Annotated in this window: 17 protein-coding genes, 1 tRNA gene and 1 riboswitch; of the genes, 14 read left to right on the forward strand and 4 right to left on the reverse strand. The window is 65.4% G+C overall.

What is annotated here, in order from left to right:
* The first annotated feature begins 60 nt into the window (after positions 1-60).
* The 6 genes from xdhA to AB4Y40_RS05270 all read left to right on the forward strand — a co-directional run bounded on the left by xdhA (position 61) and on the right by AB4Y40_RS05270 (position 8639).
* A complete protein-coding gene (xdhA, locus tag AB4Y40_RS05245; protein ID WP_368686693.1) occupies positions 61-1617 on the forward strand; it encodes a xanthine dehydrogenase small subunit in 1557 nt (518 codons plus the stop codon).
* Positions 1614-3998, forward strand: a complete 2385-nt coding sequence (gene xdhB, locus AB4Y40_RS05250) for a xanthine dehydrogenase molybdopterin binding subunit (RefSeq protein ID WP_368686694.1) — start codon at positions 1614-1616, stop codon at positions 3996-3998. The genes xdhA and xdhB overlap by 4 nt, the downstream gene beginning before the upstream one ends.
* Positions 3999-4118: 120 nt before the next feature.
* Positions 4119-5177, forward strand: coding sequence for a xanthine dehydrogenase accessory protein XdhC (gene xdhC, locus AB4Y40_RS05255; protein WP_368686695.1), 1059 nt, complete (start codon positions 4119-4121; stop codon positions 5175-5177).
* A 40-nt stretch (positions 5178-5217) separates the two neighbouring features.
* Complete coding sequence (locus AB4Y40_RS05260) at positions 5218-6279, forward strand: adenosine deaminase (protein ID WP_368686696.1); 1062 nt, start codon at positions 5218-5220, stop codon at positions 6277-6279.
* 194 nt (positions 6280-6473) lie between these two features.
* Complete coding sequence (gene guaD, locus AB4Y40_RS05265; protein ID WP_368686697.1) at positions 6474-7781, forward strand: guanine deaminase; 1308 nt, start codon at positions 6474-6476, stop codon at positions 7779-7781.
* Positions 7782-7818: 37 nt separating this feature from the next.
* Positions 7819-8012: riboswitch (yybP-ykoY riboswitch) on the forward strand.
* A gap of 54 nt (positions 8013-8066) precedes the next feature.
* Entirely contained in the window at positions 8067-8639 is a 573-nt protein-coding gene (locus AB4Y40_RS05270; protein ID WP_368686698.1) for a TMEM165/GDT1 family protein, read from the forward strand.
* An 83-nt stretch (positions 8640-8722) separates the two neighbouring features.
* Here the strand turns inward: AB4Y40_RS05270 and AB4Y40_RS05275 are convergent, their stop codons facing one another.
* Positions 8723-9421, reverse strand: a complete 699-nt coding sequence (locus AB4Y40_RS05275) for a DUF4136 domain-containing protein (RefSeq protein WP_368686699.1) — start codon at positions 9419-9421, stop codon at positions 8723-8725.
* A 363-nt stretch (positions 9422-9784) separates the two neighbouring features.
* Here AB4Y40_RS05275 and pepN point away from each other — a divergent pair, with 363 nt between their 5' ends.
* The 3 genes from pepN (at position 9785) to AB4Y40_RS05290 (ending at position 13899) form a co-directional block, all read left to right on the forward strand.
* A complete protein-coding gene (pepN, locus tag AB4Y40_RS05280; RefSeq protein ID WP_368686700.1) occupies positions 9785-12475 on the forward strand; it encodes an aminopeptidase N in 2691 nt (896 codons plus the stop codon).
* Between the two features lie 265 nt (positions 12476-12740).
* Positions 12741-13757 carry a class 1 fructose-bisphosphatase gene (locus tag AB4Y40_RS05285; RefSeq protein WP_368686701.1) on the forward strand — a complete coding sequence of 339 codons (1017 nt, stop codon included), beginning with the start codon at positions 12741-12743 and terminating at the stop codon, positions 13755-13757.
* Between the two features lie 66 nt (positions 13758-13823).
* Positions 13824-13899: transfer RNA gene (locus AB4Y40_RS05290), tRNA-Thr, on the forward strand.
* Between the two features lie 133 nt (positions 13900-14032).
* On the opposite strand, the gene AB4Y40_RS05295 is transcribed toward AB4Y40_RS05290, so the two are convergent.
* Positions 14033-14986, reverse strand: a complete 954-nt coding sequence (locus tag AB4Y40_RS05295) for a LysR family transcriptional regulator (protein ID WP_368686702.1) — start codon at positions 14984-14986, stop codon at positions 14033-14035.
* A 116-nt stretch (positions 14987-15102) separates the two neighbouring features.
* Between AB4Y40_RS05295 and AB4Y40_RS05300 the strand changes: the two genes are divergently transcribed.
* The 3 genes from AB4Y40_RS05300 (at position 15103) to AB4Y40_RS05310 (ending at position 17772) form a co-directional block, all read left to right on the forward strand.
* Positions 15103-16221 carry an aldo/keto reductase gene (locus AB4Y40_RS05300; RefSeq protein WP_368686703.1) on the forward strand — a complete coding sequence of 373 codons (1119 nt, stop codon included), beginning with the start codon at positions 15103-15105 and terminating at the stop codon, positions 16219-16221.
* 558 nt (positions 16222-16779) lie between these two features.
* Entirely contained in the window at positions 16780-16929 is a 150-nt protein-coding gene (locus AB4Y40_RS05305; RefSeq protein ID WP_027795377.1) for a hypothetical protein, read from the forward strand.
* Positions 16930-17181: 252 nt separating this feature from the next.
* Positions 17182-17772 carry a chorismate mutase gene (locus AB4Y40_RS05310; protein ID WP_368686704.1) on the forward strand — a complete coding sequence of 197 codons (591 nt, stop codon included), beginning with the start codon at positions 17182-17184 and terminating at the stop codon, positions 17770-17772.
* Positions 17773-17778: 6 nt separating this feature from the next.
* Here the strand turns inward: AB4Y40_RS05310 and AB4Y40_RS05315 are convergent, their stop codons facing one another.
* Complete coding sequence (locus AB4Y40_RS05315; protein ID WP_368686705.1) at positions 17779-18945, reverse strand: exonuclease domain-containing protein; 1167 nt, start codon at positions 18943-18945, stop codon at positions 17779-17781.
* 279 nt (positions 18946-19224) lie between these two features.
* Positions 19225-19428 (reverse strand): cold-shock protein, encoded by a 204-nt coding sequence (locus AB4Y40_RS05320; protein ID WP_028205165.1) that lies wholly within the window; start codon positions 19426-19428, stop codon positions 19225-19227.
* Between the two features lie 415 nt (positions 19429-19843).
* Between AB4Y40_RS05320 and AB4Y40_RS05325 the strand changes: the two genes are divergently transcribed.
* Together AB4Y40_RS05325 and AB4Y40_RS05330 are read left to right on the forward strand one after the other, a co-directional pair.
* Complete coding sequence (locus AB4Y40_RS05325) at positions 19844-20044, forward strand: hypothetical protein (RefSeq protein WP_081771740.1); 201 nt, start codon at positions 19844-19846, stop codon at positions 20042-20044.
* 561 nt (positions 20045-20605) lie between these two features.
* On the forward strand, positions 20606-21805 hold the full coding sequence (locus AB4Y40_RS05330; RefSeq protein ID WP_254316083.1) for a porin: 1200 nt from the start codon (positions 20606-20608) through the stop codon (positions 21803-21805).
* The last annotated feature ends 185 nt before the right edge of the window (positions 21806-21990 follow it).

Consider the following 21990-nt stretch of genomic DNA (forward strand, 5'->3'; position numbering starts at 1 on the left):
CCGGTGTTGGCGCGCCCCTCTCGTAACGCGCGCCTGATCCGCAATGTCCCCGGGTTCACCATGACAACGCAAACCATCCGCTTCCTCCACCGAGGCGCCGTGCACGAAGTGCGCGACCTGCCTCCCACGCGCACGGTGCTTCAGCATCTGCGCGAGGATCTGCATGCCTGCGGCACCAAGGAAGGCTGCGCGGAAGGCGACTGCGGCGCGTGCACCGTGGTTGTGGGCGAACTCGACAGCGCAGGCCGTCTCGCGCTCAAGGCCGTCAACGCCTGTATCCAGTTCCTGCCGACCCTCGACGGCCGCGCGCTCTACACCGTCGAAGACCTGCGCCAGCCGGACGGCGCACTGCACCCGGTCCAGCAGGCGATGGTCGATTGCCACGGCTCGCAGTGCGGCTTCTGCACACCGGGCTTCGTCATGTCCTTGTGGGCGCTGTACGAGAACCAGCCTGCCGGCGCGGGCCTGCCGACCCGCGAGGAGATCAACGAGGCGCTCTCGGGCAACCTGTGCCGCTGCACCGGCTACCGTCCGATCATCGAAGCGGCGCTGCGCATGTTCGACGAAACCTGCCATGCACGCGTGGCGCTCGATCGCGCTCGCGTCGAGGCGCAGCTGCGCGCGCTGCGGCGCACCGGCACCTTCGAATATCGCGGCCCCGACGTGCGAGGCGCCGTGCACGGCGCAAGCACGTTCTACGCGCCGCGCACGCTCGCCGACTTCGCGGCGCTGCGTGCCGCGCATCCTGACGCGCGCGTGCTCGCGGGCAGCACCGATATCGGCCTGTGGGTCACGAAGCAGTTCCGCGACCTTGGCGACCTCATCTACACCGGCAACGTCGCGGAACTGACGAGCGTTTCGCGCGACGCCCAGACGCTCACGATCGGCGCGGCCGTTTCGCTCGAAGAGGCCTACGCCGCGCTCGCCATCGATTACCCCGAACTCGCGGAACTGTGGGCGCGCTTCGCCTCGCTGCCCATCCGCAACGCGGGGACGCTCGGCGGCAACGTCGCGAACGGCTCGCCGATCGGCGACTCGATGCCCGCGCTGCTCGCGCTCGACGCCACGCTCGTGCTGCGCCGCGCGGCGCGCGTGCGCACGCTGCCGCTCGCGGCCTTCTACACGGGCTACCAGCAGAACGCGCTCGAAGCCGGCGAATTCGTCGAAGCGGTCCGCGTGCCCCGGCCCGCGCCGACACTGCGCTTTCGCACCTACAAGGTCTCGAAACGCTACGACCAGGATATCTCGGCGGTATGCGCCGCATTTGCACTCGACGTGCGCGAGGACGGCACACTCGCGAGCGCGCGGATCGCCTACGGCGGCATGGCCGCGATCCCGCAGCGCGCCACGCACGCCGAAGCCGCGCTCACCGGCGCACGCTGGGACGAAGCCAGCGCCCAGCGCGCGATGGATGCGCTCGCCACCGACTATCAGCCGCTCACGGACATGCGCGCGAGCGGCGCGTACCGCCTGAAGGTCGCGCGCAATCTGCTGTGGCGCTGCTGGCTCGAAACGCGCGACGAGGCTCCGCTCGCGCTGTGCGACGTCAACGCGTTCGCTTTCACCGAAAGCGACGACGACGGCCTCGTCGACGCTGCCGCCGGAGTCACGCCATGAACGATCAGGCCGAAGCGCTCGTCATGCGCCCGCGGAAAGGCGATGAACACGCCCACGAGCGCGCGCTCGGCGCGCCGCTGCCGCACGAATCCGCCGATGCACACGTGAGCGGCGAGGCGCGCTACACCGATGACATCCCCGAACTGCACGGCACCGTGCACGCGGCGCTCGGCCTTGCGCGCCATGCGCACGCGCGCATCGCCGCGCTGGATCTCGAACGCGTGCGCTCGTCGCCGGGCGTGCTTGCGGTGCTGACGGCCGCCGACATCCCCGGCGAGAACGACTGCGGCCCGGTCGTGCACGACGATCCGGTGCTCGCGAGCGACGTCGTGCAATATCTCGGGCAGCCCGTGTTCGCGGTGATCGCCACGAGCCACGAACTCGCGCGCCGCGCCGCGGCGCTCGCCGCGAGCGAAGACGTCGTGCGCTACGCGCCGCTCGAGCCCGTGCTCAGCATCGAAGAGGCGCGCACGCGCCAGCACTACGTGCTGCCGCCGCTGCGTCTCGTGCGCGGCGCGCCCGATGCGGCGCTCGCCGCTGCGCCGCATCGCCTCGCGGGCACGTTTGCCGTGGGCGGCCAGGAGCAGTTCTATCTCGAAGGCCAGGTGGCCTACGCGCTCCCGCAAGAGCAGACCGGCATGCTCGTCTACAGCTCGACGCAGCACCCGAGCGAAATGCAGCAGGTCGTCGCGCATCTGCTCGGCTGGCCCGCGCATCGCGTCGCCTGCGAATGCCGGCGCATGGGCGGCGGCTTCGGCGGCAAGGAATCGCAGTCGGCGCTGTTCGCGTGCGTCGCGGCGCTCGCGGCACACAAGCTGCAGCGCCCCGTGAAGCTGCGCGCGGATCGCGACGACGACTTCATGATCACCGGCAAGCGCCACGATGCGCTCTACACATACGAAGCGGGCTACGACGACGCAGGCAGGCTGCTCGGCGCGCGCGTGGAGATCGCGCTGCGCGCGGGCTATTCCGCCGATCTTTCGGGCGCGGTCGCCACGCGCGCGGTCTGTCACTTCGACAACGCCTACTTTCTGCCGGACGTCGAAATCGTCGCGCTCTGCTGCAAGACGAACACGCAGTCGAATACCGCGTTTCGCGGCTTCGGCGGCCCGCAAGGCGCGCTCGTGATGGAGGTGATGCTCGACGAGATCGCCCGGGCGCTGGGCCGCGATCCGCTCGATGTGCGGCGCGCGAACTATTACGGCAACGGCGAGCGCGACGTCACGCCGTACGGCCAGCGCGTGGAGGACAACGTGCTCGCGCCGCTCACCGACGAACTGCTCGCGTCGAGCCGCTATCACGAGCGCCGCGCGGCCATCGCCGCGTACAACCGCACGAGCCCCGTGCTCAAGCGCGGCCTGGCGCTCACGCCGGTCAAGTTCGGCATCTCGTTCAACGTGCCGCATCTGAACCAGGCGGGCGCGCTCGTGCATGTGTATCGCGACGGCTCGGTGCTCGTGAACCACGGCGGCACCGAAATGGGCCAGGGGCTCAACACCAAGGTCGCACAGGTCGTGGCGGGCACGCTCGGCTTGCCGCTCGCACGCGTGCGCGTGAGCGCCGCCGATACCTCGAAGGTCGCCAATACGTCGGCGACGGCGGCCTCGACGGGCAGCGACCTCAACGGCAAGGCCGCCGAGGATGCCGCGCTCACGATCCGCGCGCGCCTCGCCGCGTTCGCGGCGGCACAATACGGCGGCGCAGCCGAAGACGTCGCGTTCGACGATGGCCTGGTGCGAGCGAACGGCAAGGCGATCGCCTTTGGCGAATGCGTCGAACTCGCATACATGAAGCGTGTGCAACTGTGGTCCGATGGCTTCTATGCCACGCCCAAAGTGCATTGGGACGCGCGCACGCTCACCGGCCATCCGTTCTACTACTTCGCCTATGGCGCGGCGGTGTCCGAAGTGGTCGTCGACACGCTCACGGGCGAATGGAAGCTCGTGCGCGCCGATGTGCTGCACGACGCGGGCCAGTCGATCAATCCGGCCATCGATCTCGGCCAGGTGGAAGGCGGCTTCATTCAGGGCATGGGCTGGCTCACCACCGAGGAGCTTTGGTGGAACCGCGACGGACGGCTCATGACGCATGCCCCGTCCACTTACAAGATTCCGGCCGTGAGCGACACGCCAGAGGCGTTCGACGTGAAGCTCTATCGCAGCGGCGGCAACTGCAATGTCGAACCGACCGTGTTCCGCTCGAAGGCCGTGGGCGAGCCGCCGCTGCTGTTGCCGTTCTCGGTATTTCTCGCGATTCGCGACGCCGTGGGCGCGGCAGTGCCCGAGGCGCGCGAGGCCGCGCCGCTGCGCGCGCCCGCGACGCCTGAAGCAATTCTCGATGCGCTGGACGCGCTGCGGGAAAACCACCGCAAAATGGACTGACCGCGCGCGAACCTGCCGGCGCCTCGCACACTCCAACCGCGAAGCGCAGCCCGCGCGAAGCCACGAAGATTAACCGGCGGCACAGGCGAGAACGTGCCGCCCCGTAGGGAGAAGCGCCAGATGCAAACCTGGCTTTCCGATCTGCAGCAACTGCTCGCGCACGGCGACGCCGCCGTGCTGGTCACCGTTGCGCGCGTCGAGGGATCGGCGCCGCGCGAGGCCGGCACGAAGATGATCGTCACGCGCGAAGCGGCCCGCCACACCATCGGCGGCGGCCACCTCGAATGGAAGGCCATCGAAATCGCGCGTCAGGTGCTGCGCGACGGCATGCGCACGCCGCACGCGCGGCGCCTCGAGCGCCTCGCGCTCGGGCCGAGCCTCGGCCAGTGCTGCGGCGGCGCCGTGGTGCTCGCGTTCGAGCGCCTCGACGTGGCCGACCTCGGCTGGCTCGCCACGCTCGCGCGCCGCCTCGCGGCAGGCGCGTCGACCGTGCGTAGCGTATCATTTCGCTCCTCGCGGAACGGGAGCCCGGAAGGTGAAGGCACCGCAGCCGATCCGGCCATGCTTTCCGAGCCGGAGCCGGGCGTGGAAGCGCCCGACTGCCTGCTGTGGGAAACGGGCGGCGCACTGCTCCTCACCGAAACCATCGCGCCGAACGACTTTCCCGTCGTGCTGTTCGGCGCGGGCCACGTGGGCGCAGCGCTCGTGCGCGTGCTCAGCACGCTGCCCTGCCGCGTGCTGTGGGTCGACGAGCGCGACGCCGCGTTTCCGACGCCCGAGGCGTTCGCGCTGCTGAACGCGCCCAACGTGGCGATCGACGCCAACGACGCGCCCGACGAAGCCGTCGACACGGCCCCGCCCGGCACGAGCTTCATCGTGATGACGCACGATCATTCGCGCGACCTCGATCTCGCCGAGCGCATCCTGCGCCGCGGCGACTTCGTGTTCTTCGGCATGATCGGCTCGCACACGAAGCGCAAGCAGTTCGAGCACCGGCTCGCCGCGCGCGGCATCGATCCCCTGCAGATCGCGCGCATGAACTGCCCGCTCGGCGTGGACGGCATCGTCGACAAGTCGCCCGAAGTCATCGCCGTGTCGGCCGCCGCGCAACTGCTGCAGGCGATCGAAGCGGCGAAGCGGGCGAGCGCGGCGCATGCCCCCGCCACCCATTCCGCGTGATGTCAAACACTGAAGAACCCGAAAGCTAATCGAACCGAACATGACGATCACGACCACCGCCAATACCGCCGCCAACGCAAAGGCGCTCGTCGAAAAGGCCGCCAATGCGCCGAAGGCCGAGCTGCACATCCATATCGAAGGCTCGCTCGAACCCGAGCTGATCTTCGCGCTCGCCCAGCGCAACAATGTCAAGCTCGCCTACGACTCGATCGACGCGCTGCGCGCCGCCTACGCGTTCACCGACCTGCAGTCGTTCCTCGACATCTACTACGCGGGCGCGAGCGTGCTGCTCTCGGAGCAGGACTTCTACGACATGACGATGGCGTACTGCGAGCGCGCGCTCGCCGACAACGTCGTGCACACCGAAATTTTCTTCGATCCGCAAACGCACACCGAACGCGGCGTGCCGATCGAAACCGTGGTCGCGGGCATCGACCGCGCGCTTGCCGACGCCGAAAAGCGCGGCCTCACGAGCAAGCTGATCCTGTGCTTCCTGCGCCACCTGAGCGAAGCCGATGCGCTCGCCACCTTTGAAGCCGCGCGCCCGCTGTTCGAGCGCTATGCGCGCCTGATCGGCGTGGGCCTCGACTCGTCGGAGCGCGGTCATCCGCCTTCGAAATTCGAGCGCGTGTTCGAGAAGGCGCGGGCGTTGGGGCTGAAGCTCGTCGCGCACGCAGGCGAGGAAGGCCCGCCCTCCTATATTTACGAAGCGCTCGACCTGCTCAAGGTCGACCGCGTCGATCACGGCGTGCGCAGCATCGAAGACGCGGCGCTCGTCACGCGTCTGGCCGACACGCGCGTGGCGCTCACGGTGTGCCCGCTCTCGAACACCAAGCTGTGCGTGTTCGACGACATGACGCAGCACACGCTCAAGGCCCTGCTCGACAAGGGCGTCGCAGTGACCGTCAATTCCGACGATCCCGCCTACTTCGGCGGCTACGTCAACGAGAACTACCGCGCCATCATCGAAGCGCTCGAGCTCGACGACGACGAGGTGTACACGATCCTGCGCAACGGCTTCGAGGCTTCGTTCGTGACGCCCGAAGAGCGCGCCGCGCTGATCGCGAAGCTCGACGCGAACTGGAGTCGCGCAACGGCTTAGGGCCTGCACCCAGGCGCTAACTAAAAACGCGGACTCGTCCGCACAGCAAGCCCCAGCCCGGGCTGTCACACGAATCCGGTCCAGCGCGCGAGCGCCGGACCGTGGGCCCTTGCGCGCCGCAATTTCAGGAGCGGCATGCGTGATGCGGGGCATGCATTGGACGATTACCTGAATTTATCGGAGACGAAGTTCCCATGACTCAATCGGCTTACCGCGCAAAACTGTTGACGTTCACCGGCGACCCTGCGCAATCGTCCGACGCCGCTGTCTTTGACGAAGACGGCGTCGTGATCGTCGAAGACGGCCACGTGGTCGCCTCGGGCGCGTGGTCCGCGCTCAAGTCGCGCGTCGATGAAAACGCGACGGTCCACAATCTGCGCGACAAGCTGATCGTGCCTGGCTTCATCGACACGCACATCCACTATCCGCAGACTGACATGATCGCCTCGCCCGCGCCGGGTCTGCTGCCGTGGCTGAACACGTACACGTTCCCGACCGAGCGCGGCTTCGAAAACGAAGCGGTGGCGCAGGACACGGCGCGCTTTTTCGTCGACGAGCTGCTCGCCTGCGGCACGACCACGGCGCTCGTGTACTGCACCGTGCACAAGCAGTCCGCCGACGCGCTCTTTACCGCGAGCGAAGCGAAGAACCTGCGCATGGTCGCGGGCAAGGTGCTGATGGACCGCCATTGCCCCGAGTTCCTGCGCGACACGCCGCAAACGGGCTACGACGACAGCGCCGAGTTGATCGAGCGCTGGCACAACCGCGGGCGCCAGATGTACGCGCTCACGCCGCGCTTCGCGCCCACTTCGACCGAGGCGCAGCTCGAAGCGTGCGGCGCGCTCGCGAAGGCGCATGGCGACATCTTCATCCAGAGCCACGTGGCCGAGAACCCGGACGAGGTGAAGTGGGTCAAGGAACTGTTCCCGGGCCATCGCAGCTACCTCGACGTGTACGATCACTACGGACTCCTGCGCAAGCGGGCCGTGTACGGCCACTGCATCTGGCTCGACGATGAAGACCGCCGCCGCATGGCAGATACGGGCACGGTCGCGGCGCACTGCCCGACCTCGAACCTGTTCCTCGGCAGCGGCCTGTTCGACTTCGACAAGGCCGGCGAATCGTCGATGCCGGTGACGCTCGCCACCGACGTGGGCGGCGGCACCTCGTTCTCCATGCTGCAAACCATGAACGAGGCGCACAAGGTCGCGCGCATGGGCGGCCACCACCTCACGGCCACGCGCATGTTCTGGCTGGCGACAGCGGGCGCGGCGCAGGCGCTCGATCTCGCCGACAAGATCGGCACGCTCGCGCCCGGCAGCGAAGCGGACTTCGTCGTGCTCGACGCGCAGGCCACGCCGCTGCTCGCGCGGCGCACGGCACGCGCCGAATCGTTGGAAGAATTGCTGTTCGCGCTCGCCCTGCTCGGCGACGACCGCGCCGTGTTCGAGACCTACGCGGCAGGCAAGCGCGTGCACAGCCGCGCCGGCACGCGCCGCTGAAAGCCCCGCCCAGCGCGGGGTTGCAGGCAAAAGCGCGATACTATGATCCGCGCTTCATTGGGGAGTAGCCGCCTCGCATCGCGCCGCAGCGCCGGTCTTCGGATCCGGGGCTTGCCGCGCGCGAATTCGCGGGGGCGTCCGTCAACAGACCTGGCTTGTACGGCCATGGCGGACGCGGCCTTTGTCCCGGGCCTGGCGAGACCGATGACCCATGTCCGCCGCAACAGGGCCCGGCGGTTCGTGGGTCGTCGCTCGCAGACACACGGCCCGAGGATCCATCAGAACGTGAACCAAGCCTTCCTGGTCTCGGCCGGCGCAGTCGCGCTCGCCGAAATCGGCGACAAGACGCAGTTGCTCTCGCTCGTGCTCGCGGCGCGCTACCGCAGACCGCTGCCGATCATCCTCGGCGTGCTCGTCGCGACGCTCGTCAATCACTCGGGCGCGGGCGCGCTCGGCACGTGGCTCGGCGCGTTCGTGACGCCTGGCGTCATGCGCTGGGCGCTCGCCGCCTCGTTCGTCGCCATGGGGCTCTGGATCCTCGTACCGGACAAGCTCGATGAAGGCGAGGCGAACGTGAACCGCTCGCAGCTCGGCGTGTTCGGCGCCACGGTGGTGACCTTCTTTCTAGCGGAAATGGGCGACAAAACGCAGATCGCGACCGTGGCGCTCGCCGCGCGCTTTCACGACTTCTTCGGCGTGGTGGCGGGCACGACGCTCGGCATGATGATCGCCAATGTGCCCGCGATCCTGCTCGGCGACCGCTTCGCCCACAAGCTGCCGACGAAACTCGTGCATGCCGTTGCGGCGGTGCTGTTCGTCGTACTCGGCGTGCTCGCGATTCTGGGCGTGGGGTTCTGACGTGCCGTCGCGCATGGCATAAAAAAACGCGCCGGACAGAAGTTCCGACGCGTCGCCTGGTGGGCGGGCACGACGATGCGTGCCTATTTCGCCGGCGCGTTCCCCGTCGCGGCCGCACTGCCCTGCCCCGCACCCGCCGGAGCCGCAGCTGTCTCGTTCGGCGCGCCGCCATTCTTGCCGACCGGAATCTTGACCTCCGTGACCGTGCCGTTGGCCAGCGGGAAATTCCCCAGCGCGCTCTGCACGAGAAAGGGCATCACGCGTACGAGCGAGGGATCGTCGCCCGAAGTGCGCGCCTGCACGTTATAGACCTCCTTGCCGCTCGCCTTTTCCGTGATGCGAATCGCGAGCGCATGCGAATACACGGGATAGCTCTGGTTCACGTAGGCGGGCTGATAAGGTCCCCATGCGCCCCACGGGTTCCACGGCCCCCAGTACGGGCCCGGCCAGGGGTTGTAGAACACGGGCTGCGCGACCGTCACCGTGTCGGTGCGGCTGCCGTAGGCGAGGCCCACGAGATAGCGCGCCTGCGGCTCGGCCACGAGGCGGAATGCGTGCATGGCGAGCCCGTTGGCGACGAACTGCTCGTAGGTGCTCTGCTCGATGCTCTGGTTCTGCTCGGGGCTGCGTTTGAACGCGAAGGTGCGCGTGGCGTCACTGCCGCCGTCCCATGCGGAGAAGGCGGTCACCTGGCTCGTCACGTAGGTCGTGCAGCCGGAGAGCGTGAGGGCGAGCGCCGCCAGCATCAGGAGGGCGCGGCGGGTCCATCTGTCGTGCATCATGGTCTTCTCGTAGCAGGGTTGCTTCAGTTGGAAAAGTGCAGTCGTGGGGGCCGCTCTCTCCGATACGATCTTTGCGCCGCGCTTATTCCGTGTCCGATCCGTGCGCATTCCACGCCGGTCGTGTCCTGTTTTGCGTTCAGCCAGCTGCGCGGCAGGGCCTGATCATACTGACTCGTGGCGCGGCGCGAAAGTTCGGCGACCGGGCCCCGACGGACAAAGCGGCCCGAGCCTTTGTACAATGGGGCGATCCGCCGCGCTCCCGCGACGGCAGGCAGCGCCCGGCGGGCGCACACGCCGCCGCGGCCGGCCCATTCGATCCACACCGATCGATCCACCCCGATCCGACACGCCCCTATCCAGACCATGTCCGATACCGCCACGCCCACCGTGATCCGCCGCGAAGACTACGCGCCGCCCGCGTTTCTGATCGATACCGTCGACCTCGAATTCGACCTCGTGCCCGAGCGCACGATCGTCAAGAGCACGTTGCGCGTGCGTCGCAATCCCGACGCGCAACCCACCTCGCACCTCGAACTCATGGGCGAGCAGCTCGAATTCATCGGCGCGGCGATCGACGGCAAGCCTTACGCGAATGTCCGCGCGCACGAACACGGGCTCACGATCGAGAACGTGCCCGAGGCCTTCGAGCTCACGCTCACCGGCGCGTGCGCGCCCGCCGCCAACACCACGCTCTCGGGCCTGTACGTGTCGAGCGGCAACTTCTTTACGCAGTGCGAGGCCGAAGGGTTTCGCCGCATCACCTGGTTCCTCGACCGGCCCGACGTGATGGCGACCTACACGGTCACGCTGCGCGCCGACAAGACCGCGTACCCGGTGCTGCTCTCGAACGGCAACCTGATCGCCGAAGGCGAGCTGCCCGATGGCCGTCACTATGCGAAATGGGAAGACCCGTTCCGCAAGCCGAGCTATCTGTTCGCGCTCGTGGCGGGCAAGCTCGTGGCGCTGGAAGAGCGCATCCAGAGCGGCTCGGGCAAGGAAAAGCTGCTGCAGGTCTGGGTCGAGCCGCACGATCTCGACAAGACGCGCCACGCGATGGACTCGCTCATCCACTCGATCCACTGGGACGAACAGCGCTTTGGCCTCGAACTCGATCTCGACCGCTTCATGATCGTCGCCGTGAGCGACTTCAACATGGGCGCGATGGAGAACAAGGGGCTCAACATCTTCAATACGAAGTACGTGCTCGCGAATCCGGAAACGGCCACCGATGTCGACTTCGCCAACATCGAGGCCGTGGTCGGCCACGAGTACTTCCACAACTGGACCGGCAACCGCGTGACCTGCCGCGACTGGTTCCAGCTGAGCCTGAAGGAAGGCCTCACGGTGTTCCGCGACCAGGAGTTCTCGGCGGCGATGTCGGGCGGCGACGAGAACGAGGCGGCGCGCGCGACCAAACGCATCGAAGACGTGCGCGTGCTGCGCCAGATGCAGTTCGCCGAAGACGCAGGCCCGATGGCACATCCGGTGCGCCCCGAGAGCTACGTCGAGATCAACAACTTCTACACGATGACCGTCTACGAAAAAGGCGCGGAAGTCGTGCGGATGTATCAGACGCTGCTCGGACGCGACGGCTTCCGCAAGGGCATGGACCTGTACTTCCAGCGCCACGACGGCCAGGCCGTGACCTGCAACGACTTCCGCGCCGCGATGGCCGACGCCAACGGCCGCGACCTCGCGCAATTCGAACGCTGGTATAGCCAGGCGGGCACGCCGCGCGTGAGCGTGAGCACGAGCTACGACGAAGGCACGCGCTGCTACAGCGTGACGCTCACGCAGGGCTACGCCAACGGCTCGCCCGCCGCGCGCGAAACGCAGAAGGGCCCGCTGCACATTCCGTTTGCAATCGGCCTGATCGGCGCGGACGGCGCGGACCTGCCGCTGCGCCTCGAAGGCGAAGCCGCCGCGCACGGCACGACGCGCGTGCTGGAGCTGACCGACACGCAGCAGACCTTCACGTTCGCCGACGTGATGGCCAAGCCCCTGCCCTCGCTGCTGCGCAACTTCTCGGCGCCGGTCATCGTCGACTACGACTACGGCAACGACGAACTCGCGTTCCTGCTCGCGCACGACAGCGATGCGTTCAATCGCTGGGAAGCGGGCCAGCGCCTCGCCACGCGGGAACTGCTCGCGCTCGCCGGACGCGCCGCCGCGGGCCAGCCGCTCGAAATCAACGACGCGCTCGTCGATGCGTTCCGCCGCGTGCTGACCGACGAATCGCTCTCGCCGTCGTTCCGCGAGCTGGCGCTCATGCTGCCCTCGGAAACGTATCTCGCCGAGCAGATGACCGAATCCGATCCGGCCGCCGTGCATGCCGCGCGCCAGTTCGTGCGCAAGCAACTGGCAACGGCGCTGCAAGGTGAATGGCTCGCCGCCTATGAGCGCAATATCACGCCGGGCGCGTACGAGCCGACGCCCGAGGCGGCTGGGCACCGCGGCTTGAAGAACCTCGCGCTCTCGTATCTCTCGGACCTCGACGACTCCGCGCAAGCGGTGCGGCTCGCCACGGCGCAATACGACGCCGCGAACAACATGACCGACCGTTCGGCGGCGCTCTCGGCGCTGTTGAACGTGCAGGCGGCCACGGGCGGCGACGTCGCTCGCCGCGCGCTCGAAGACTTCTACGTACGCTTCGAGAAGGAACCGCTCGTGATCGACAAGTGGTTCGCGCTGCAAGCCACGCAACGGGGCACGGCGCAACGCCCGACCATCGAGACGGTGCGCGCGCTCATGGGCCACCCGGCGTTCAACATCAAGAATCCGAACCGCGCACGCTCGCTGATCTTCAGCTTCTGCGCAGCGAACCCCGCGCAGTTCCATGCCGCCGACGGCTCGGGCTACGCATTCTGGGCCGACCAGGTGATCGCGCTCGACGCGCTCAATCCGCAGGTCGCGGCGCGCCTCGCCCGCAATCTCGAACTGTGGCGCCGCTTCACGCCCGCGCTGCGTGACGCGATGCGCACGGCGCTCGAGCGCGTCGCCGCTGAGGCCAAATCGCGCGACGTACGCGAGATCGTCGAAAAAGCGCTGGCTTGATCAGACGAAACCGGACGAAGCGGCACACCACGCGCGGCGCCTGAGCAGCGCCGCGCGGCGACCCATGAACCGGCCGGCGCGCCGGTTTTTTTGCGCATTTTTTTCACGATTATTTTGGCGGTGCGCCGCGACCGGGCACCGCGCCCAAAGCCGCGCCAGCCAACCCGGCCGGGCCCCGGCGCTTTATTTTGCGCGGCTGTGCGGCGGGCGGTCACAGTCGAGCGGGTAGAATTGCGACATCCCTAAGCGTATCCGGAGTACTGCAATGGCTTTGCAACGTCGCACCACCCTCACCAAGTACCTGATCGAGCAGCAGCGCCAGCACAGCAACCTGCCCGCCGACCTGCGTCTCCTGATCGAAGTCGTCGCGCGCGCGTGCAAGGCGATCAGCTTCAACGTCAGCAAGGGCGCGCTCGGTGACGCCCTCGGCACGGCCGGCAGCGAGAACGTCCAGGGCGAAGTGCAGAAGAACCTCGACATCCTCTCGAACGAGATCCTGCTCGACGCCAACGAATGGGGCGGCAACCTCGCCGCGATGGCCTCGGAGGAAATGGAAACGTTCTTCCCGATCCCGGCCAACTATCCGAAGGGCGAATACCTGCTCGTGTTCGATCCGCTCGACGGCTCGTCGAACATCGACGTGAACGTGTCGATTGGCACGATCTTCTCGGTGCTGCGCTGCCCGGACGGCCAGCAGGCGACCGAGGAATCGTTCCTGCAGCCCGGCACGAAGCAGGTCGCCGCGGGCTACGCCGTATACGGCCCGCAAACGGTGCTCGTGCTCACGACCGGCCACGGCGTGAACTGCTTCACGCTCGACCGCGAACTGGGCTCGTGGGTGCTCACGCAAAGCGACATGCGCATTCCGGAAGAGACGCGCGAATACGCGATCAATGCGTCGAACGCACGCCACTGGTATGAGCCGGTGCAGAAGTACATCGGCGAGCTGAACGCTGGCAAGGACGGCGCGCGCGGCGAGAACTTCAACATGCGCTGGATTGCCTCGATGGTCGCGGATGTGCACCGCATTCTGAACCGCGGCGGCATCTTCATGTACCCGGCCGACAAGCGCGATCCGTCGAAGCCCGGCAAGCTGCGCCTGATGTACGAAGCGAACCCGATGTCGTTCATCGTCGAACAGGCGGGCGGCATGGCGACCAACGGCGAAGAGCGCATTCTCGAGATCCAGCCGAAGAGCCTGCATGAGCGCGTCGCCGTGTTCCTCGGCTCGAAGAACGAGGTCGAGCGCGTCACGCGCTACCACCACGAAGCGAAAAAATGAAAAAAGAGGAGGGAAGGGCTTGCATAGTTCGCGGGGACTTCCTATAATCTTTCTTCTCTGATGCACGCCGGAATAGCTCAGACGGTAGAGCAGCGCATTCGTAATGCGAAGGTCGGGGGTTCGATTCCTCTTTCCGGCACCAGGATTCAAGCAAAAAGCCCAGTCTTCGGACTGGGCTTTTTGCTTTGTGGCGTCGGCGCACGGCACTCCGTGCGCTGTGCCTAACCCCTTCGATCATCTGATCCCATTGCCCCACCTCGCGCTACGTGATGAGCTTAGGCGCCCTCACGCTTCTCGCGCAGAAAGTCGATGAACGCACGCAGCTTGGGCGGCAACTGCGCACGCCCGGCCGTATACAAATAGAACCCCGGGAACGATGCGCCCCACGGCTCGAGCACCGGCACGAGCCGGCCTTCCTCCAGCTGCGCACGCACGTAATCTTCGATCACGTGCAGCAGACCCACGCCCTGCTCGGCGGCACGCACCATCGTACGCAGATCGTTGGTCACGAAGCGGCCCTCGGTGACCACATCGAACACGCGCCCAGGATCCTCCGGCTGCGCGAACTCCCAGCGGTAGACGCCGCCCGTCGCGAAGCGATAGTGCAGGCAATCATGCGCGGCGAGGTCGTCTGGGGTGACGGGCCGAGCGCGACGCTCGAAGTATGCCGGCGAGCCCACCACGACGATGCGAATCGGCCCGCCGATCGGCACCGCCATCATGCCCGGCGCAACCGATTCCCCCAGGCGGATCCCGGCATCGAAGCCGTCGCCGACCAGATCGGCGAAACCGTCGTCGAGCGCGAGTTCGAGCTTGATCTGCGGATAGCGCGCCATGAATTCCGCGAGGTGCGGCATGACGAGCAACTCGCTCGCCACGCGCGGCAGGTTGATGCGCAGCGTGCCGGCCGGGGCGTCGCGCGAGGCGTCGAGTGCATCGAACGCCGCCTCGATCTGTGAGAGTGCGGGCTGAACGCGCGCGAGCAACTGCGCGCCCGCCTCGGTCAGCGCGACTCGGCGCGTCGTGCGATTGAAGAGCCTCACGCCGAGCTGCGCTTCGAGCGCCCGCACCGTTTGCGAAAGCGCCGAAGTCGAGAAGCCCGCGGCGGAGGCCGCACGCGTGAAGCTGCCATGGCGAGCGACAGCAGCCACCGCCAGCAGTGCGGGCAGGCGTCCCGCCAGTCCCGACGTGGCGGGCGGCGCGAACGGTGACGTGGAAACCGGGTCCATGTTGCCTCCATTGTGAAGCCTGGCTTCACAGTGCTTTCAGGTGAGCCCGATTTTTCCACAAAAAGGAATAGCGCAAGATGAGTTCGCGTTTGCCATTCACTCTTGAGGAAACCGCCATGAAACTCGCTAGCTACACCCTGCTCGGCCGCTCGGGCCTGCGCGTCAGCCCCATCGCCCTCGGCACGATGACGTTCGGCACCGAATGGGGCTGGGGCGCCGACGAAGCCACCGCACAGCGACTCTTCGACCTCTATGTCGATGCAGGCGGCAATTTCATCGACACCGCCGACCTCTATACAGAAGGCACGAGCGAAACCTGGGTGGGGCGCTTCGCGGCGGCGCGCAGTCTGCGCGAGCGGCTCGTCATCGCCACCAAGTATTCGTACAACGCGCAAGCGGGCAATCCGAACGCCGGCGGCAACCATCGCAAGAACCTGTTGCGCGCGCTCGACGGCTCGCTCAAGCGCCTCGGGACCGACTACATCGATCTCTATTACCTGCACACGTGGGACCGCATGACGCCCGTCGACGAAGTGATGCGCGCCATGGACGACGCCGTGCGCGCGGGCAAGATCCGCTACGTGGGTCTCTCCGACGTGCCCGCCTGGTACGCGGGCCGCGCGCAGACGCTGGCCGACTGGCGCGGCTTCGAGCCGGTAGCGGCCATGCAGCTCGAATACTCCCTGATCGAGCGCAACGCGGAACACGAATTCGCCGATCTCGCGACGCAACTCGGCATGGGGCTCGTGCCGTGGAGTCCGCTCGGCATGGGGGTGCTGTCGGGGAAGTATCGGCCGTCGCAGGCCAGCGAAGGCGTGAGCGGTGCGGGCCGCTTGCAGACGATGGGGGCAAAGCCGCCGCCCGGCTTCGACAAGCTCTCGGCGCGCAACTTTGCGATCGTCGCTGAGCTCGAGCGGGTCGCGCAGGAGGCCAACCGCCCCATGGCCCAGGTGGCGTTGAACTGGCTGTATCAGAAGCGCGGCGTGGCGAGCATCATCGTGGGCGCAACCAAAGCCGCGCAACTCGAAGAGTCGCTGGGCGCGCTCGACTTCACGCTCGCCCCCGAACTGGTCGCGCGTCTCGACGCGGCCTCCGAGCCCGCTCACCCGTTTCCGTACTACATGTTCGCGGACGGCCACCAGTCACGCATTCATGGCCAGGTGGACGTGCGCGCGACGCCCGCGAACCATGCTCAAGTGCAGCGTGTGCCGGCGCCGCCGGAGGCCCAAACGTAACGAATTATCGGAGTGCATCAATACGCCGCGCCCGAATGCGCGGCTATTTACGCACGTCCGGTCATTAAATCGCGGCCAAATGACGCGCAACAAAGTATTAATCACCCAATCGGATAGAAACGGTCGCTTACATAGTTTTAATTCTTATTAACGTTTCGACGTCAACGGCTAAGCATAATCGACCGTTGTAGATGAATGGTGTCTGCACGCTGAAGCTGAAGCCGGAGGGAGCGGCCCGCGCGTGCGGCGCCGCGCAATACGAACGCGGCAAGACTGTACGGTCTGCGCGGTGCCCAGAGCCGGGGGAAGCGCGATCGAGGCGTTGTGCGACTGCAGCAGACGCTGCGCTGGAGAGTTGGAGAAACGTGGAGCGTACGCGATTCACGCAGCATGCGGCAGTGCGAAGGACATCTCAACAATTATATTCCCGCGCCGTTAATCATTTGTATCGCTGTGCGAAGAAAGCAACACGCGTGCGAGAAAAGCACTGTTACCGTAAGCGGGACTAGCGCAGCAGAAGTGCCGAGCCGGATAATCGGCTTACATAGGAGAAAGATCATGGATGCCAAACCGCCAAGGATTCCGACCCCGGACCAAGTTTTCAGCCCGGATCCGGAACCGGTGGCCGTCGAGTTTCTCGGCGATGAATTGCCCGCTCACGTGCGCGCATTTCTCGACGAGCAACGCAAGGCACACGAACAGAAGTGACGGGGAAGAGCACACGTACGCGCTCGCGGGCTCACACGCACTGCAGACGTTCGTGTGCATCTCGACACGCGTAGTTCGGGGACGCGCGTGTCATGCTGCGCGCGCAGTTTTGCGCCGTAGCCGTTGGCATTCGGCGCGCTCGATCGCGCGCCTCGATGCGGCCATCTCGAATCGACCTCAGCACCGTTAGACGCAAGCGCACCATAACCGGCTATGCTGCGGTTTTCCTTGCCGGCGTCTTTCTTCCACTCGATGACTTTGCTGACCCGCGCGAGCGCACGTTTCGCTGCTGCGCTGCTCTTCGCCCTGCCGATCGCATCCGTCCACGCCGACGGTGACGACACCGCCCTGACCAACCTCGTCGCGCTCGTTTCGCAGCGGCTGGCGCTCGCCGAGCCGGTCGCGCACTGGAAGTGGCAGCATCACAAGCCGATCACCGACACGCCCCGCGAAGACGCCCTGCTCGCCGACGTGCAGAAGCGCGCCACGGCAGCCGGCGTCGATCCCGCGTTTGCGCGTGCGTTCTTCCGCGATCAGATCGATGCCAGCACGCAAATGCAGAAGTCGCTATTCGACACGTGGCGCGCCTCCCAGGCGCCCAGCGACCCGGCACCGGATCTCGCCACGGCGACGCGCCCGCAACTCGACAGACTCACCGGACAATTGATCGGTGCGCTCGCACGCGTACAACCGCTGCGCGGCGCACCGGATTGCCCGGCGCGCGTCGCAAGAACGGTCGCGAACTGGAAGGAGCTCACGCGCTACGACTCCGCGCGCACGAATGCGATGAATCAGGCGCTGGAGCACGTATGCGAATCGGGCGGCGTCGGCGGAACTGCCTAAGCGCTGCTATGCCGCGCTCGTGACGCCGTCGGCCTCGGAGAGCTGCAGCACCTGCACACGCAGACCGCGTTCGAAGTGCGTTTGCAGAATGCGCCAGGTCGAAAGCTCGAACACGCGCTCGGCGCTGCTGTCCACCAGCGCTTCGGCCTCGGCCGTGCTCGGAAAGGCGCCGATATAGCACCAGCGATCGATCAGGTGATAGACGTCGGCGCCATTCGTCGCGTCCTGCTCGAGCACGACCACAGCGCCGCCGAATGGCCAGGGCGCCGCCCCAAGGTCGGCGGGGTCGCGCTTCGACACACGCGGCACGCGGTTGAACGAGGGCTTGAGCGTGGCGATCCATTGCGCCTCGACCAGCAGCGCGCCAAGCTCGCCGCCGGTCGCACGCCACTCCACGCGGCGGACCTGTTGCGCCATCCGTTGTTCGCGCGACGAGCGCCGCTCACCCGAAAGATGTGCGCGCACGCGCTGGCGCACCCGTACGCTGCGCCCCACGTAGAGCGGCACATCGTTCTCTCCGTAGAACGCATACACGCCGTGGCCCGCTGGCGCCGTGTCGATCAGTTCGTCGGTAATGTCGCCGGCCAATACGTGACGGCGCGTCGTGCGCTCGATCTGCGAGGCCAGCGCTTCCCCGGGCACCAGCGCGGGCAGGCGCTGCCAAAACTGCCAGAGGAGATCGGCATCGGCGAGCGCGCGATGGCGATCCGACGGCACGAGCGCGTGGCGTTCGACCAGCGCGTCGAGCCCGTGGCGCTTCTCGCCCGGAAAAAGCGCTCGTGACAGGCGCACGGTGCACAGCACATCGGGGTTGAAGGAATAACCGGCACGCTCGAACTCCGCGCGCAGAAAGCCGCGGTCGAAGGCCGCGTTGTGCGCGACGAAGAGCTTGCCGGCGAGCCGCCCATGGAGTTCCGCGGCGATCTCGGCGAAGCGCGGCGCGCCGCGCACCATCTGGTCGGTAATACCGGTGAGCTGCTGGATAAAGGGCGGGATAGGCTGACCGGGATCGACGAGGGTGCTCCATCGGGTCACCTGCCCTTGCGCCACCTCCACGACGCCAACTTCGGTAATGCGGTGCTCGCCTACCGAACCGCCGGTCGTCTCGAGGTCCACGAAGACGATGGGAAGGTCGCCGGCGGGCTGTGCGGCGCTCAAGGAGGATTCAAACATGGGAAAACGACAGGGGAAATGGAAAACGGACCAAGTATGCACCGTTTGGACGCCACGCGCCGACGGTTCCGGCAGTATAAGTGCGACTTTTGGCTTTTAGTGAAAACCCGAAACAGGCAAATCACGGATTCCCAGGGTTTTCCCGATTAATTCCGCGAGTAAAAACATGACCAGTAAATCTAACTAAATATCAATATGTCAAAAATAAAAAAGCCCCGGGGTTTGCCCGGGGCCTGGTGTCGCATGAGCGTTCGCGTAGCGAGCGCTCGCACGCTGTACTTACAGCGGCTGAATGTTCGCGGCCTGCTTGCCCTTCGGGCCGACCTTGACGTCGAACGACACACGCTGGTTCTCCTTCAACGACTTGAAGCCGTCGGCGCGGATTTCCGAGAAGTGCGCGAACAGATCGTCGCCGCCGGCGTCAGACGTGATGAAGCCAAAGCCCTTCGCATCATTGAACCATTTGACGATACCGGTTTCCATGTTTCAGTTTCCCTCGAGATTTTAATGACGCGGGTAATCACCCTCACGCCGTATCCAGCCAATTCCCGCTGTCCCGCTTCAGCGAATTCCACGTTTTGAAATTGCAGCGGAACGAAAATCAGCTTTGCCGTTATACGGGGAACGTCAATCGCCAGTCAAGCGAATTTTTTATAACAGCATTCCCGATTCAGCAATAAAAGCGGTACGCATCAAAAAGCGGCAAAAAAAATCATATGCCCAACCGAATCGATATATAGCCCTGCGTCATTTTTACCCGATTATCTCGCTTACGTCATTTCTACCGGGAAGTTTTCCCGAAATGTAACAATCCGTGTCAAACGTAAGTGTTTCTCCCGGTTGTTCGAGTAATACATTCAACTCATGATCCATATTGTTAGCGGCATCGGAGGTCATCATGCTGACAGCTCTGCGGCGATGGATTCACTGGCTCGTACAAACGGACGGGATTGCGCCCACGGCTGAAGAAGCCGAAACCTATGGCGCATGGCACGGGGATCACTGGCACAACCTGCTGTGTTCCCCTATGGACGCAAGGCACTACGTAATGGAAGACTGGAGCCTGCAGCCTGAGCCGCCGCAAGCGGGTACCCAATAAGGTACGCGTCGCGCGCGTGGCCCGCACGTGGCCAGATGACAGGCAAAAAAAAAGCGCGGCTGAAAAGGCCGCGCCGACAAAGGTTTGGAGATCTTTTTCGTCAACGAAAAAGTCTGCTTCGGAAAGCAGCGACTGAAGTATAGCCGCACCCACGTCTGACGATTAAGCTTGCGGCGCACAATCATCTGTTACGCAGGGCGCAATAATCAGTTGAGACCGTTTTAAGGCGTTTTTCGCAATCAATTGTTGTAGCGATTGCACAACGCTCGAGCGGTTGACAGTTTCGCCCCCTTCCCCGGAAATCCGCTCAAAGCCTTTACCAGCAGGGCTTAAGACGAGCGAGATAATCATTTCCGATAGCGCAATACTTTATTGCGGATTTCGGAATACCCCCTCTTCGAGCACCCTCTCTACACTCTGCCTGTCTGGAAACCGACTCGGACGGATTGTCTCGGACGGATTAATTCGTACCACGCGAACTTGCCTCTCGCTGCGCTTCGCATGGACGGTTTCCCAAACGGGGTTCAACGAAACCCACCTCTGTTCTCGGAGTTTACAAAGATGAAAAAGACTCTCATGGTCGCCGCCCTGACGGGCGTTTTTGCAACGGCTGCACACGCGCAAAGCAGCGTTACGCTGTACGGCCTGATCGACGCAGGCATCACCTACGCAAACAACTCCGGCGGCCACAGCCTCTGGAAGGCATCGAGCGGCACGGTCAACGGCAGCCGTTGGGGCCTGCGCGGCGCTGAAGACCTCGGTGGCGGTCTGAAGGCCATCTTCACGTTGGAAAACGGCTTCAACATCATGAACGGCACGGCTAGCCAGTCGGCTCGCATGTTCGGCCGTCAGGCATTCGTCGGTCTCGCAAGCGACCAGTACGGTGCTGTCACCCTCGGTCGTCAGTACGACTCCGTGGTCGACTACCTTGCACCGCTGTCGAACACCGGCACGCAATACGGTGGCACGATCGCCGCTCACCCGTTTGACAACGACAACCTGAACAACTCGGTTCGTTTCAACAATACGATCAAGTACTCGAGCGTCAACTACGCTGGCTTCAAATTCGGCGGTACGTACTCGTTCTCGAACAGCACGAACTTCGCGAACAACCGTGCATACAGCTTCGGCGCAAACTACAATTGGGGCGGCCTGAACTTTGCCGCAGCCTACCTGCAACTGAACAACGACGTTACGTCGACTACGTTCCACGGCGCACTCGGCACGGCAGCAAACTCGCCGACCTCGAGCGCAGCAGGCGCACAAACGGGTGAGTGGACGTTCCTGGCAGGCCGTCAGCGCACGTTCGGCGGCGGCATCAACTACACGTTCGGCCCGGCAACGGCTGGCTTCGTGTACACGCAGACGAACCTGAGCAACGCAAACGGCGGCGGCATCTCGGGTACGCAATCGGGTACGGGTTCGGCCACGACGGGCGGCATCGCTTTCAACGCGAACAGCGCACGCTTCCAAAACTTTGAAGGCAACATCCGTTACGCTCTGACCCCGGCTCTGAGCCTGGCTGGCGCGTACACGTACACCCGTGCGAACCTCGGCGGCGGCGTGAACCCGAACTACAACACGGTCGCACTGCAGTCGGATTACGCACTGTCGAAGCGCACCGACGTCTACCTGCAAGGCGACTGGCAGCACGTGTCGTCGAACCCGGAGAACATCGGCGCTTACCTGAACGGTCTCGGTTCGGCATCGACCCGTCAAGACCAGGTTGCTGTGACGGTTGGTATGCGTCACCGCTTCTAAGCGGCATGCTGCTGGCCACTTCGGCCAGCACTGCAGCTGAAAAAGGCACCCTCGGGTGTAATGCCGTTCAGTTAAGCAACTGAACGGCATTTTTGTTTGTGGCGAGCGCCTGTTGTAAACAGGGCGCGACGGTGTTAACTTTCGTCGCCATGCTGGTTGACGACCTTCCTCTTCTTGTCGATGCG

The organism is Paraburkholderia sp. EG287B (assembly GCF_040965595.1).
GTDB lineage: Bacteria > Pseudomonadota > Gammaproteobacteria > Burkholderiales > Burkholderiaceae > Paraburkholderia.

What these genes read in the sequence shown, in the direction of transcription:
- AB4Y40_RS05260 (WP_368686696.1), top strand. Translation starts at nt 5,218, where the DNA reads ATGACGATCACGACCACCGCCAATACCGCCGCCAACGCAAAGGCGCTC.
- AB4Y40_RS05330 (WP_254316083.1), top strand. Translation starts at nt 20,606, where the DNA reads ATGAAAAAGACTCTCATGGTCGCCGCCCTGACGGGCGTTTTTGCAACG.
- AB4Y40_RS05295 (WP_368686702.1), bottom strand. Translation starts at nt 14,986, where the DNA reads ATGGACCCGGTTTCCACGTCACCGTTCGCGCCGCCCGCCACGTCGGGA.
- AB4Y40_RS05310 (WP_368686704.1), top strand. Translation starts at nt 17,182, where the DNA reads ATGACTTTGCTGACCCGCGCGAGCGCACGTTTCGCTGCTGCGCTGCTC.
- AB4Y40_RS05285 (WP_368686701.1), top strand. Translation starts at nt 12,741, where the DNA reads ATGGCTTTGCAACGTCGCACCACCCTCACCAAGTACCTGATCGAGCAG.
- AB4Y40_RS05325 (WP_081771740.1), top strand. Translation starts at nt 19,844, where the DNA reads ATGCTGACAGCTCTGCGGCGATGGATTCACTGGCTCGTACAAACGGAC.
- AB4Y40_RS05320 (WP_028205165.1), bottom strand. Translation starts at nt 19,428, where the DNA reads ATGGAAACCGGTATCGTCAAATGGTTCAATGATGCGAAGGGCTTTGGC.
- AB4Y40_RS05300 (WP_368686703.1), top strand. Translation starts at nt 15,103, where the DNA reads ATGAAACTCGCTAGCTACACCCTGCTCGGCCGCTCGGGCCTGCGCGTC.
- xdhA (WP_368686693.1), top strand. Translation starts at nt 61, where the DNA reads ATGACAACGCAAACCATCCGCTTCCTCCACCGAGGCGCCGTGCACGAA.
- guaD (WP_368686697.1), top strand. Translation starts at nt 6,474, where the DNA reads ATGACTCAATCGGCTTACCGCGCAAAACTGTTGACGTTCACCGGCGAC.
- AB4Y40_RS05275 (WP_368686699.1), bottom strand. Translation starts at nt 9,421, where the DNA reads ATGATGCACGACAGATGGACCCGCCGCGCCCTCCTGATGCTGGCGGCG.
- AB4Y40_RS05315 (WP_368686705.1), bottom strand. Translation starts at nt 18,945, where the DNA reads ATGTTTGAATCCTCCTTGAGCGCCGCACAGCCCGCCGGCGACCTTCCC.
- xdhC (WP_368686695.1), top strand. Translation starts at nt 4,119, where the DNA reads ATGCAAACCTGGCTTTCCGATCTGCAGCAACTGCTCGCGCACGGCGAC.
- pepN (WP_368686700.1), top strand. Translation starts at nt 9,785, where the DNA reads ATGTCCGATACCGCCACGCCCACCGTGATCCGCCGCGAAGACTACGCG.
- xdhB (WP_368686694.1), top strand. Translation starts at nt 1,614, where the DNA reads ATGAACGATCAGGCCGAAGCGCTCGTCATGCGCCCGCGGAAAGGCGAT.
- AB4Y40_RS05305 (WP_027795377.1), top strand. Translation starts at nt 16,780, where the DNA reads ATGGATGCCAAACCGCCAAGGATTCCGACCCCGGACCAAGTTTTCAGC.